The sequence below is a fragment of the Acetobacter pomorum genome (genome assembly GCF_002738225.1).
In the GTDB taxonomy this organism is placed as follows: domain Bacteria; phylum Pseudomonadota; class Alphaproteobacteria; order Acetobacterales; family Acetobacteraceae; genus Acetobacter; species Acetobacter pomorum.
In genome coordinates, this window is record NZ_PEBQ01000063.1 from 62708 (window position 1) to 75942 (window position 13235).

10 protein-coding genes and 1 pseudogene are annotated in these 13235 nt (G+C 50.8%); 5 read left to right on the forward strand and 6 right to left on the reverse strand.

The window, feature by feature from the left end; all coding sequences use genetic code 11:
• Positions 1–126: 126 nt before the first annotated feature.
• Both CSR02_RS04435 and CSR02_RS04440 read right to left on the reverse strand, forming a co-directional pair.
• Positions 127–804, reverse strand: coding sequence for a TetR/AcrR family transcriptional regulator (locus tag CSR02_RS04435; RefSeq protein ID WP_052013523.1), 678 nt, complete (start codon positions 802–804; stop codon positions 127–129).
• A 228-nt stretch (positions 805–1032) separates the two neighbouring features.
• Positions 1033–1482: a hypothetical protein gene (locus CSR02_RS04440; protein ID WP_052013524.1), complete on the reverse strand. Its 450-nt coding sequence runs from the start codon at positions 1480–1482 to the stop codon at positions 1033–1035.
• Positions 1483–1935: 453 nt separating this feature from the next.
• Between CSR02_RS04440 and CSR02_RS04450 the strand changes: the two genes are divergently transcribed.
• Positions 1936–2445 carry a DUF1269 domain-containing protein gene (locus CSR02_RS04450; RefSeq protein ID WP_042787413.1) on the forward strand — a complete coding sequence of 170 codons (510 nt, stop codon included), beginning with the start codon at positions 1936–1938 and terminating at the stop codon, positions 2443–2445.
• Positions 2446–2499: 54 nt separating this feature from the next.
• Here CSR02_RS04450 and CSR02_RS04455 read toward each other — a convergent pair whose 3' ends face one another.
• Genes CSR02_RS04455 through CSR02_RS04470 form a run of 4 tightly spaced genes read right to left on the reverse strand, consistent with a single transcriptional unit; the run spans position 2500 to position 8426 of the window.
• Entirely contained in the window at positions 2500–3930 is a 1431-nt protein-coding gene (locus CSR02_RS04455; protein WP_099540710.1) for an efflux transporter outer membrane subunit, read from the reverse strand.
• Positions 3927–7064, reverse strand: coding sequence for an efflux RND transporter permease subunit (locus tag CSR02_RS04460; RefSeq protein ID WP_373319841.1), 3138 nt, complete (start codon positions 7062–7064; stop codon positions 3927–3929). The genes CSR02_RS04455 and CSR02_RS04460 overlap by 4 nt, the downstream gene beginning before the upstream one ends.
• On the reverse strand, positions 7042–8136 hold the full coding sequence (locus CSR02_RS04465) for an efflux RND transporter periplasmic adaptor subunit (RefSeq protein ID WP_099540712.1): 1095 nt from the start codon (positions 8134–8136) through the stop codon (positions 7042–7044). Before CSR02_RS04465 ends, CSR02_RS04460 begins: the two co-directional genes overlap by 23 nt.
• Positions 8136–8426 carry a TetR family transcriptional regulator gene (locus CSR02_RS04470; protein WP_099540713.1) on the reverse strand — a complete coding sequence of 97 codons (291 nt, stop codon included), beginning with the start codon at positions 8424–8426 and terminating at the stop codon, positions 8136–8138. The genes CSR02_RS04465 and CSR02_RS04470 overlap by 1 nt, the downstream gene beginning before the upstream one ends.
• Before the next feature lie 608 nt (positions 8427–9034).
• Between CSR02_RS04470 and CSR02_RS04475 the strand changes: the two genes are divergently transcribed.
• The 4 genes and pseudogenes from CSR02_RS04475 to CSR02_RS04490 all read left to right on the forward strand — a co-directional run.
• Positions 9035–9631: a restriction endonuclease subunit S domain-containing protein gene (locus CSR02_RS04475; RefSeq protein ID WP_099540714.1), complete on the forward strand. Its 597-nt coding sequence runs from the start codon at positions 9035–9037 to the stop codon at positions 9629–9631.
• 35 nt (positions 9632–9666) lie between these two features.
• Positions 9667–11193 (forward strand): type I restriction-modification system subunit M, encoded by a 1527-nt coding sequence (locus tag CSR02_RS04480; protein ID WP_099540715.1) that lies wholly within the window; start codon positions 9667–9669, stop codon positions 11191–11193.
• The gene (locus CSR02_RS04485; protein WP_099540716.1) at positions 11183–12334 is read left to right on the forward strand and encodes a restriction endonuclease subunit S; all 1152 of its coding nucleotides are present in this window, start codon (positions 11183–11185) and stop codon (positions 12332–12334) included. Before CSR02_RS04480 ends, CSR02_RS04485 begins: the two co-directional genes overlap by 11 nt.
• 29 nt (positions 12335–12363) lie before the next feature.
• Positions 12364–13170: pseudogene (locus CSR02_RS04490) on the forward strand (type I restriction endonuclease); the annotation flags it as partial.
• Positions 13171–13235: the final 65 nt, after the last annotated feature.

The window sequence follows — 13235 nt, forward strand, 5'->3', positions numbered from 1 at the left end:
CGTCAGGAAAGCAAACTTTCAGACCTGCGCACTCCGGCGTGCAGCAAGTTAACGTTTCTGATTTTTGCAATCTTCAATATGGTTTGAGCAAATCATCTCACACCACAACATGAATACAGAAAAATGCTAATCCTTTTTTGTATTCGGGGCATCTGCCTGTTGAATCATCTTTTCAATCATTTCCCAGCAGATCAGAAAATTACGGCGTCTTTCTTTAGGATCACAGACTGAATTCTGTCTGATCAATGCCTGATGCATCGGCCACTGAAGTACAAACCCCGGAATATAACGCGACAAGACCTGAATACGCTCACGATTTTGCTTTGTATCCGGCCATCTGAGCGTACGCGTAAGCAGCATTTTTATGCGCTCGAAAAACGGCTGCATGATTTCTGTAGAAAGGCTATCCGCAACTGCTGGTACACGTCGCGCATCCGTGACAAGAATACGATACGCATCAAGAGTTTCTCTCTCCAGACAGAAATCAAGAAACTGCGCAAAAAGTTCCTTCAAAGCTGCCATGGGTTCCTGAGATGAGAGTTCCGCATCTTGGGCAACCTCAAATAACCGCCGGCAGCGATTATGCACAACAGCTTTAAACAATTCTTCCTTTGAAGGGTATCTGCGATAAATGGTTGGCTTGCTGCAGCCAACTTTCTTGGCAATCATATCCACAGAAGTCGCAGCGTAGCCATCTGCCAGAAAAGCCTGTGTGGCAATATCCATAATCTTGCGATCCAGTTCTTCACCTGCATCTGGCGAAGGACGACCACCAGCCCCACGGACAACATTCTTTCCTGACAATTGTTTTCCCTTCCCGCTCCTTACATTGAGCTACCATGTTTTGAATTATATGCCTGATACGATGCAGACTGTCTGGAGACAAGACCTGAGCAAAACTCTGGCTGTTTCTTCTCGTTCCACAACCGATTGTTTTTCATCAGTCAGATCAAAATAAACATGATGCGCTATGCCAACCGCTATCAGCGTTTGCAGCTGGAAAAGAATAAAACGGATCCCTCCCCAATCCCTTTAAAGCTCAGGCCGGTTGTCAGATGTAAACCGCAAAGAAAAACGTGCAATCTGGCCTGCAATGAGCGGCCCCTGCACCTGTCCTTGCACGTGCATATCAACCCCACGCGCATTTTCCATGTCCGCTGTAAAAATTCCATTGGTAATGCTGGCCGCTCCGCCAATGGTCCAATATGTTCCAGCCAGATCATGCAGCCTGCCCAAGTTTGTTACGCAAGCCGTGGCTTTGAGTGTTGCATGGCCAAATGTCAGAAGCCCTCCGCCTTTTATTTCCACCGGAAACTGACGGGCACCATCTGTAAAAATACCATGTCCGGCACCATAGCCAACAACAATACCTGTTTCATGAAAAATCAGATCAAGACTTCCATCTGCATTCGTGCACTTAGGTTGTGCATAAACTAAACTCGGTATCGCACTTACAAATATGGCAGATACCAACCAACGCATATGTGAAAACCTGTGGAAACAAGGTGTCATGAAAGCATTTCTTTCTTGAAGCGATATCGTTCTGTTTTTTCAATAATACCATACGGTATCGTTTACAATATGGATAAAAAATTGTAGCGCTTGAATACGCGGAGCTTCATGCATGACTCCGCCCCTACATGGAGATTCATATGACACGCGAACTTTTAAACGAAAAAAACGTCCAAACTGTTTCAGACTCCCTGAAAGAACATATTGAAACTCTTTTTTCAGGGCATGCTGATCGCATAGAGAGAAACCTGAAAAACCAGATCAAAACGCTTCAGGATCAATTGGAAACTCATGAACACAAGAGACACGCGTCTCATCTCAAATTTTGCCTGACAATGGCTGCTGCATTGGCGGTATCAGCCTTTGTGCATTTTCGGCATCACAAGGCACAGTAACTTTTCCTGAAAACTACGGAGTATTTCCATGGCAGATCTTATTGTTGTTGGCTTTGATACGGAAGATGGCGCAAGTCTTGCGCGGTTTGAGTGCTTCAAGCTTCAGAAAGAATATCTTCTGGATCTGGAAGATGCCGTTGTTGTGCGCCGCACTGCAGATGGCAAAGTGCACCTTGATCAGTCTGTTAACCTGACAGCCCTTGGTTTTTCCAGCGGCTTGGCCATGGGGGCATTCTGGGGCACCCTATTGGGCCTGATCTTCCTTAACCCGCTGGCAGGGTTTGTGGCCGGAAGCGTGGCCGGAGCTGGAGCCGGTGCTCTGGATGGCAAGTTGAGTGATTACGGAATCAGCGATGATTTCATCAAGCAGGTTGGGGCCACACTTAAAAATGGCACATCTGCTCTTTTCATTCTTGTGCGCAAAGCTCAACCGGAAAAGGTTATTGAAGACCTGCGCTATATGGGGGGACATCCACACATCATTCAGACCTCACTCTCTCCTGAGGCTGAAGCCAAGCTCCGCAGCCTTATTGGCTGACATTCTCTCCCCACTTTCGGCAACATGCCGGAAGTGGGTTTTCCTGAACAGGAATTATCTATTTTTCCCCTCTACTGCTGATGCTGTAAATCCGCCCCCTGTTGCCTTGTAAAGATCAACAGATGCATCAAGGCGTTGCAGCCGTGCCTTTACGCGGGAAAGTTCAGTCAGCTGCACGGTAGATTGTGCGGCCAGAACATCAATCTGGCTGGCATACCCCTGATTGAGACGCAATGTTGTTAAATGTAGCTTCTGCTGTGCAGCCTCATCACGCGCAATATTGTCAGCATCACGCTCAGATGCCGTATTCTGCGCCAACAGCGCATCTCGCACCTCCTTAAACGCTGTGCGGATAGATTGCTGATATAAGATAACTTGCTGGTTCTTGTTGGCCTTTGCCAGCTTTACCCCGCTTTGCGTGCGCCCAAAATCAAGCACAGGTGCTGCCATGGCAGCACCCAATGTCCATGAGCGGCTGGTTGCCCTGTACAGATTATCGATATCAATATTATTCACCCCCGCAAGTGATGCGAGTGAAATGCTTGGAAAATAGGCCGCGCGTGCGTAACCGATGTTAAAATTGCTCGCAATCAACATCTGTTCATGCATGGCAATATCCGGGCGGCGTTCCAGAAGTTCAGATGGCAATACAGAAAGTGTTGGGTCTGGCACCTTCAGGTTATCAATCTCCTGCCCTCTTGCAATGCCTGTCTGAATAAGATCCTGTGGAGACCGCCCGACGAGAACAGATAATGCGCTTTCCGCATTGTTACGCTGATCTTCCATATCTGGCAAAGCGGCGTGAACAGTATCTCGCCGTTCGGTTGCGTCCTGAAGCAAAAGAGCATCAACCGCCCCCACATCATACTGATGCTGAACAAGAGCCAGAATGTCATCCTGTGTGCGGATACTATCCTTCAAAATGGCAACATTGCGATCCAAGGCGCGTAGGCTGAAATAAAGCTTTGCCACCCCCGCTGCCACAGACAGACGCGCCGCATCCTGCGCGTAAGCAGCCCCTTTGACACCGGCTTTGGCTGCCTGACTAAGGCTGGCGTTTTTGCCCCATAAGTCGAGCTCATAATTCAGCATTCCGCCAACAAAGCCAAAATTACTTGTTTTGTTGGGGAACTGAAAACTCTGCCCCATGGCACGAACTTTGCCATCAGCAAACTTTCCGTACGCATCACTGCCCGCAACCGAAATGGAAGGCAGCTGGTTTGCAAAGGCGTAGCTATATTGAGCCTGCGCCTGTGAAAGGCTGGTTTTTGCCAACGCAATATCATCGCTGCGCTGCTGGGCTTCGCTTTCCAGCTGATCCAGCACCGGATCACCATAGCGCTGCCACCATTCACGATCATCCCGTGCCACAGCGCCAACACCATCACATGTTTTTGGCAAGGCCACTTCCGGGCGTTTATAATGCGGTGCAAGCCAGGCGCATCCGCTCAACAGAAATGGAAGGAGAAAAACAACTTTTTTCATGATGTTTTCTCCGCCGCAGATGTAGGTTCCTTAACGCGAAACCACAGAACATAAAGCGATGGCAGAAAAATCAGCGTCAGCGCTGTGGCAACAGCCAGCCCACCCATAATTACATCTGCCATTGGCCCCCAGAAAACGCTGGATGCAATGGGCAGCATCCCCAGAATGGCTGCAACTGCCGTAAGCATAATGGGCCGGAAACGGATCATCGCAGCAGCCACAACAGCATCCCATTCCGATTTGCCTGCCTGCTGTTCAATTTCAATCTGGTGCACGAGAATAACCGAATTACGAATAATCATACCTACCAAAGCCACAAGCCCCAGTAAGGCAATAAAACCTATGGGATTACCCGTAACAAGAAGCGCAATTACCACACCAATCAGGCCAAATGGCGCAACACTCAAGACAAGAGCCAAACGTTTGAAACTCTGGAGCTGGATCATCAACACAGCCATCATGATCAGCGCCATCACCGGCATAACGGCAAGGACCGAGTTCTGGGCTTTTGCCGCTTCTTCCACCGTGCCGCCAACGGCTACATGATAACCAGATGGCAAATGCGCATTGAAATCGGCAATCTTGCCCGCCAGTGCAGATACTGCACTATCAGCCTGCACACCTGGACGCAGTTGTGCCTGAATACTCATGGTGGGCAAGCGGTCTCGCCGCCATATCAGTGGATAATCTTCCACATAGGACACATTGGCGACTGAAGAAAGCGGGACAGTCAAATCATTGGGCAAACGAATGTCCAGATTGCGCAGGCTTTCAATGGAAAGACGCTCATCCGCCTTGGCACGTACAACCACATCAACCAGATAGATGCTATCGCGCACCTGTGTGGCGGTAATGCCTGTAACAGTGGAATTGATGGCCAAGGCAATAGCCGCGCTGGAAAGGCCAAGCCGACGCGCCTCTTCCTGCCGCACATCAATGCGCAATTTGCGAGCAGGATCGCCCCAGTCAAAGTTGATCAGATGCAGGTTGCCGCTTGCGTCCATCATCCGCGCAACATCCTGCGCATAATGGCGCACCTTGTCCGGGTCTCGCCCAGATACACGATACTGTACCGGCCACCCTACTGGCGGCCCAAGCTCCAACGGAAACAGCCCATGCACAATATCCGGCATTTCCCGGCTGAGCTGTGTATCCAGCCTCTGACGCAAATGCTCGCGGGCCTTGGCACTTTTGGCAACAATAACAGTCTGGGTGAAGAAATCATTCGGCAACTGTTCATCAAGTGAGAGATAGAACCGAATGGCCCCACGCCCCACATAGGAACTCCAGTGGTCGATATCTGGATCATTCCGCAGCATGGCATCCAGCTTGCGCGAAACATCACTCGTCGCCTTGATGGACGCCCCCTGCCGCAGCGAAAGATTAACCAGAAGTTCCGGCCGATCTGATGCCGGGAAAAACTGTTTCGTAATCAGAGGGGTAAGCCCTATGGCAACAACAAGCGCACCAACGCTTAACAAAACAGTTTTGCGCGGATGATGCATCGTCAAAAGCAGAAAGCGCTCGAATGTGGCCATGATCCGCCCCTTTTTGGGCTCCTCATGCACCTGTCCGGCTTTTTCAGGCTGGGCACGTAAGATAGTAACACCAATCAAGGGGGCAACCAGAACAGCCACAAACCATGAGACAATCAGCGCCAACCCGACAACAGCAAACAGGGAAAATGTATATTCCCCCGCAACACTATGCGCGAACCCGACCGGCACAAAACCCGCTACCGTTACAAGTGTGCCAGTTAGCATGGGAAAAGCTGTGGAAGTATACGCATACGTGGCAGCCCGCGGTAGGCTCCAGCCTTCCTCCAACTTGCTGACCATGCTTTCAACCGTGATCATGGCATCATCAACCAGTAGGCCAAGTGCGATAATCAGAGCACCGAGAGAGACACGCTGTAGGTCAATCCCCAGTATTTCCATGCTGGTAAACACAACGGCCAGCACAAATGGAATACAGAAAGCAACAACTGTTCCGGCCCGCCCGCCCAGACTGAGGAAGCTGATCCCCAGCACAATGGCAATGGCCTCGAACAAAGCCTCTGTAAAGTCTCCCACCGCATCCTTGACCACCTTGGGCTGATTGGCCACAAGATGCGCCTCAATACCAATGGGCATACGGGCGTGCAGTTCAGCCATTTTGGCCGTAACGTTTTTTTCAAGCGCCAGAACATTGCCGCCCTTGCTCATGGAAAGAGCCAGACCTACAGCATCCTGCCCATTCACCCGGAACAGCGTTTGTGGTGGATCGGCATATCCCCGTGTGATGGTGGCAATATCCCCCAACCGCACTTTATGGTTGCCGGTGTACAGCGTAACATTGGCAACATCTGCAACGGAATTAAACTTACCCGTTGGTTGAACAAGAATTTGCTCTTTGCCTGTATCAATCACACCAGAAGGCACAAGGGCATTTTGCGCCTGAAGCGCGGCTACAATCATCGCGCCGTTAATACCGAGCCGGGCGAGATGGCGACCTGAGATATCAACGTAAATCTTTTCATCCTGCGCACCAAGCGTTTCAATCTTGGCAACGTCCGGAACATGCAACAGCTCATCACGGACGGTCTCGACATAGTCTTTCAGTTCCCGGTGAGAAAAACCATCCGCTGTAAAAGCGTAAATAATGCCATAGGTATCCCCAAACTCATCATCAAAGAACGGTCCAACTGTTGTGGACGGCAGGAAGGGCTTGATGTCACCAACCTTCTTGCGGACCTGATACCAGATATCGGAAACCTGCGCTTTGGGCGTGCTGCCCAGAAGGTTGACCAAAATGGTGGTTTTTCCGGCTGTAGTGTAGCTTTTTACGTAATCGAAATAAGGTGTTTCCTGTAATTTCTTTTCTATCCGGTCCGTCAGCTGATGTGTTGTTTCCTCAACCGTGGCCCCGGGCAGCATGGCCTGTACAACCATGGTCTTGACTGTAAATGGCGGATCTTCATTCCGACCCAGATTGAGATATGACCGCACACCCGCAACCGCAATCAGGATCATAAAGAACGCAACAAGCGCCCGATGACGGATAGACCAATCCGAGAGATTCAGAATGTGACCTTTTTTTTCATCCGGGCCGGTTTCTTCTGGTGTAGGCACTTCAGGGGCGGACATCGGCTTCATCCAGCAGGGCAATCTTCTGGTTGGGGTAAAGAGCCTGCACGCCTGCCGTTACCACGCGCTCTCCCGCCTGTAGACCAGAAGCAACCGTGACATCATTGGCCGCATAATGAGAAACATCAACCGGGCGTAAGGTCACGGTCATTGTCTCCGGGTTCACAATCCATACCGCCGTTTTGCCATTTTGTGCAGTAAGAGCCGAAGGTGGAAGATGGATGTTTGAACCGGACGCATCAGCCAGACGCCCGATCACAACGGCACCCAATGTCATGCCTGTAGGCGGAGCTTGAAGGAACACTTTTGCATGATAGGTACGAGTTAACGGATCAGCATCTGGTGCCAATTCGTAAAGTGTGCCTTGTGCACAGACATGCCGGTTTGCATCCAGGCACACATCCATCATTGTTCCGGTTGTTAACCCAGAACGCAGGATATCCCCCGATATATCAAATTGCGCATCACGGCCCGCTGCCTCAGCCATGCGCAAAATTGGCTGACCAGCGGCAACAACTTCCCCCACTTCTGCCAAACGCTCCGTAATCACACCATCTGCATTTGCGATCAGGCTGGTATGGTCCAGTTCCTCCCGCGCAATACGTTCACGCGCTTCCGTAGATTGCACAGCTTCGCGGGATGTGCGGTAACGCAGAATGGCCTCATCATAATCATTCCGCGAAATGGCATGATCGGGCAAAAGTGCTGTTGCACGTTTCTGCAACGGTGTTGCCTGTGCCAAAGCCGCTTTGGCAGCCTGTGCATCGGCCGTAGCGGCACGTAATGTCTGGCGGGCTTCCGTATCATCCAGATGCGCCAGCAGCTGACCGGCGTGTACGCTATCGCCCACCGTCACTTTCCGGTCCACGATTTTGCCGGGTAACCGAAATGAAAGATTGACAACACGATGCGGCGCAACCTGTCCTGTCAGAAATTCCTCGCTTCCATCATTGCTTGGCTCCACCACAACAGAACGGATAGGTCTGATCTCAGGCGCTGGTGCTTTTTTGTGACATGCGGCAAGGGAAGTAAGCAAAAATACATAAAAGCAAGTTCCATATGACAAAATATGCCGGGTCATCAGTCTTTGGTCCTTGCGCTGTCAAAAGCAGGTGGCGCCGCTGCCATAAAAAAGCTCTTTCCCAGTTCGGGAATAATGATTTTGAACACATTTTCTTTGGATAAATATCGACAATAAATGCTCTGTTCGCCATGCAGTGCCACTGCAGCAATCTGTTCAACGCATGTGGCTGCATAACCTTGCGCGCCAAACAAACGACTAGCTGTTTTTAAAATGAAAGTGTCCAGACCTTCAGATAGCTGATTCTCGGAACGACTTGTGTTTTTAAATTCTCTAATCGTCTCCGTCATAATGCCCTCTGTATCAAATCATCGTTTTAATTATACGATACGGTATCGTCTCACAAGATCCGATTCATAACACATGCACATTATTCTGAAGAAACAATAAATTCTTACAGTTAAAATAAAAGCTCTGTTTTGGATGATCGTTCTCGGTAATTTTTATGTCTCGAACGATTATAGAAACCCATTGAGGCGGCTTGGTAAATCATAGCATTGACCACCTTTAATACAAAATATACTCTGGCAACATTTCGTTTGTTGGATCATACATGCTGGACATGCTCATATATCCAAAAGAAATTAGGGGCCACTTTTACCAATTTATCACAATTTTTTAAATAAGGACCCGACTACTTCAAATACACAGATACATACTACGTGCGGCTCCGGCGACAGCCTTCACGACTGTTCAAAGCAGGCTCGACAAAACGCGATTACACAAGACGAGCATAATAGCAAAAGACCTAAGCTCACCTCTACAGGTACACCCAAGTGACACCGTCATGACGGTGTCATCACCCCATGAAGAGAAAAGTTACAGGGAATTTTATTTGCACCAAAGGCGATGGAAGAATTCTGTTGACGCCAGCCTTGTGGGTAGGTATCAAGATTGCATGAAACACAATGGTGCACAAAAAACAGATCTAGCGAGTGTTGCTACAATCGCAGCAGGCCATCCGTTCAGAGGACGGATTGACCCGACCGAAGGGGCTGAAACGGTTGTCGTACAGATGCGGGACACCTCACCTTCTGGCGTGAACTGGACATCCTGCGTGCGGACGGAAGTGACCGGTCGTCGTGAGCCCGACTGGTTGCGTCCGGGGGATATTCTCTTCCCTGCCCGTGGCAATGTGTCACAGGCCGTTCTGATCGATGAGCGTATTGGCAGCCTTCAGGCCGTCGCGGCACCGCACTTCTTTGTGCTGCGCGTGACGCGATCTGACGTGCTGCCAGCCTATCTGGCCTGGTGGCTCAATCAGGAACCGTCGCAGCGGCATCTGGAACAGAACGCCCAGAGTTCCACCCTTGTGCGCAACATTGCCCGGCCGGTGCTGGAAGCCACGCCCGTTGTGCTGCCTCCCCTGCCCCGACAGGAACAGATTGTGGGTCTGGCCAACACCATGCAGCGCGAGGAAGAGCTTCTCCAACGCCTGCGCCAGACCAACCAGCAGATCATGACCGGTCTTGCCAGAGACCTTCTGGCTGACTGATATTTCTTGCAGATATTGAAACAGGATTTGACTTCGTGACCGAACAGATTTCTCAAGACACCATCAACAAGGCGCTCTGGAGTGCCTGCGATACCTTTCGTGGCACCGTCAGCCCCGATACCTACCGGGATTATGTGCTGACCATGCTGTTCCTGAAATACATCTCCGATGTATGGCAGGATCATTATGACACTTACAAAAAGGAATATGGCGACAATCCCGAACTGATTGCAGCCATGATGGCGCAGGAACGCTTTGTTCTGCCGAAAGGTGCTGATTTCTACACCCTCTATAAAGAACGCAATGCCCCCGGCAATGGCGAGCGGATTGACAAGGCGCTGCACGCCATTGAAGAAGCCAATGGCACCAAGCTGAAGGACGCAGGCAAGAGCGTCTTTCAGGACATCAGCTTCAACTCCGACAAGCTGGGAGATGAAAAGCAGAAGAACACCATTCTGCGACATCTGCTCGAAGATTTTGCCAAACCGGACCTGAACCTGCGTCCCTCGCGCGTGGGCAATCTGGACGTGATCGGCAATGGCTATGAATTCCTGATCAAGAACTTTGCTGCCAGTGGGGGGCAGAAGGCGGGCGAATTTTACACCCCGCCGGAAGTCAGTGAACTGCTGGCCCGTCTGCTGGACCCGCAACCGGGTGAGAGCATCTGTGACCCGGCCTGTGGCTCGGCCTCCCTGCTCATGAAATGCGGCAAGCAGGTGACGCAGAACCATAAGGGCAGCCGTGATTACGCTCTTTATGGGCAGGAAGCCATTGGCTCGACTTGGTCCTTTGCCAAGATGAACATGTTCCTGCATGGCGAGGACAACCATCGGATTGAATGGGGAGACACCATCCGCAGCCCCAAACTGCTGGATGACAAGAACCATCTGATGCGCTTTGACGTGGTGACCGCCAACCCGCCCTTCAGTCTCGATAAATGGGGGCATGAAGACGCAGCGGAAGACGTGCATCACCGCTTTGCCCGTGGTGTGCCGCCCAAGACCAAGGGCGACTACGCCTTTATCCTGCACATGATTGCCACACTGAAGGATCGCACAGGCCGCATGGGCGTGGTGGTGCCGCATGGGGTGCTGTTCCGCGGCAGTTCTGAAGGGAAAATCCGCCAGAAGCTGGTTGAGGAAAACCTGCTGGATGCGGTGATCGGCCTGCCGGAAAAGCTGTTTTTTGGCACGGGGATTCCGGCCGCCATCCTGATCTTCCGCAAGGACCGCAAGACGAAGGACGTGCTGTTCATTGACGCCAGCCGCGAGTTCAAGGCGGGCAAGAACCAGAATGTGCTGACCGAAGAAAACATCACGAAGATTGTGGACACCTACCGTGCCCGCAAGGACGTGGACAAATACGCCCATCTCGCCACGCCGGACGAGATTAAAGAGAACGACTACAACCTGAACATTCCGCGTTATGTCGATACGTTTGAGGAAGAAGAGGAGATTGACCTGAACGCCGTGCGCAAGGAACGGGCGGAGATCAAGGCGGAACTGGCCAAGCTGGAAGCGCAGATGGACGCTTATCTGAAGGAGTTGGGTTATGCTTCCTGAGGGGTGGAAAAAACGATCTGTTGCCGAAGTATGCCGCTCCGTTTCCGTAGGTGTTGTGATTAAACCATCACAATATTACGTTTCTGCTAGAGAAGGTGTTAAAGCTTTTCGTTCTGCTAATGTGAAAGAAGGTCAGATCAATAACTCAGACTGGGTTTATTTTTCTCGCAAAGGCCATAATGAAAATAAGAAAAGTGAATTGAAATCTGGGGATGTTCTGGTTGTTCGTACAGGTTATCCTGGCACTGCCTGTGTGGTATCTCCAGAATATGCCGGCTGCAATGCAATCGATATCGTAATTGCTCGCCCTGACATACAAAAAATTATTCCTACTTATCTGTGTCTTTTTACCAACTCAGAATACGGAAAATCACAGGTCGCCAACCTTCAAGGAGGAATGGCTCAAAAACATCTGAATGTAGGCGCTTATCAGCAGGTTGAGATTCCACTCCCCCCTCTCCCCGAACAGAAGAAGATCGCGGCGATCCTCTCGACGTGGGATCGTGCGATTGAGGGGACGGAGAAGCTTCTGGCCAACAGCCAGCAGCAGAAAAAAGCCCTCATGCAGCACCTCCTCACAGGCAAAAAACGCCTGCCGGGGTTCTCGGGGGAGTGGAAGAAAAAGACGTTGTCTAATATCTGCCAGATAAAAACAGGCAAAAAAGATGTAAACGAAGGATGTGAAAATGGGAAATATCCTTTTTTCACCTGTGCAAAACAGCATACGTTTAGCAATAATTACTCTTATGAGTGCGAAGCCATACTCATCGCAGGAAATGGAGAAGTCGGAAAAACACATTATTACAACGGAAAATTCGAGGCTTATCAGAGAACTTATATATTGAGTGATTTCACGAATATATCAGTATTTTTCCTTCTACATTTCATAGAGTTCTTCTTACCTTTAGATATTTCAAAGGAAAAACAACATGGGGCAATGCCATATATCAAACTCGGAACATTAAAGGACTTTTCTGTTTTAACTCCCCCACTTCCCGAACAGGAAGCCATCGCCGCTGTCCTAAGCACAGCAGACGAAGAAATCACGGCGATTGAATCCGATCTTTCGCGCCTGCGTCAGGAGAAGAAAGCCCTGATGCAGCAGCTTCTCACAGGCAAGCGCCGCGTGAAGGTCGATTAAGGTATTTCAGAAACAGGATATTTGAAAACATGGCTCCCGCTCCCAAATTTCAGGAAGAATACAGCGCCAAACTTCCGGCACTGGCCCTTCTCAGCACCCTCGGCTGGCGGTTTCTGCCACCATCCGAGGCGCTGGCCCTGCGGGGCGGTAAACAGGATGCCGTGGTGCTCGACACACTTTTGCGGGCGGAGCTGAAAAAGCGGCGGTTCACGTTTGAAGGACAAGAGCACAGCCTGTCCGATCAGGCCATCAACACACTGGTCTCCCACGTCACGCATCCGGATTTTGTCTCCGGCCTGCGCGATGCCAATGACAAGATGACCACGCATCTGTTGTTCGGCATTGCCATTACCGAGTTCATCAACGGGCACAAGGCCAACCCGACCATCGCCCTCATCGACTGGCAGAACCCGGAGAACAATAGCTTTACCTTTACCGAGGAATTCAGCGTCCTGCGCACGGATCTGACACAGACCCGCAGGCCAGACATTGTCTGCTTCGTCAACGGCATTCCGCTGGCGGTAATCGAGGCCAAGCGCCCCGATGGTCAGCCGGGCAAAGGCCCGACCGTGGAGGCCGGGATTTCCCAGAGCATTCGCAACCAGAACAAGGATGAAATCCCCCAGCTCTTTGCCTACAGCCAGCTTCTGCTGTCCATCAACGGGCATGACGGGCGCTACGGCACCTGTGGCACACCCAAGAAGTTCTGGGCCAGCTGGAAGGAGGAGGACATTCCCGAAAGCCGGATGGAGGCGCTCAAGAACACGCCTCTTTCGAGTGCCCAGAAAGATGTGCTGTTTGTCGATCGAACCCCCCCGGCCCGGATATGGTTCGACGCGGAAATCTCACAGATGGAGTAATTTTGGATCATTTTCTGGTTGTTCAGGACTTCCTATACGTC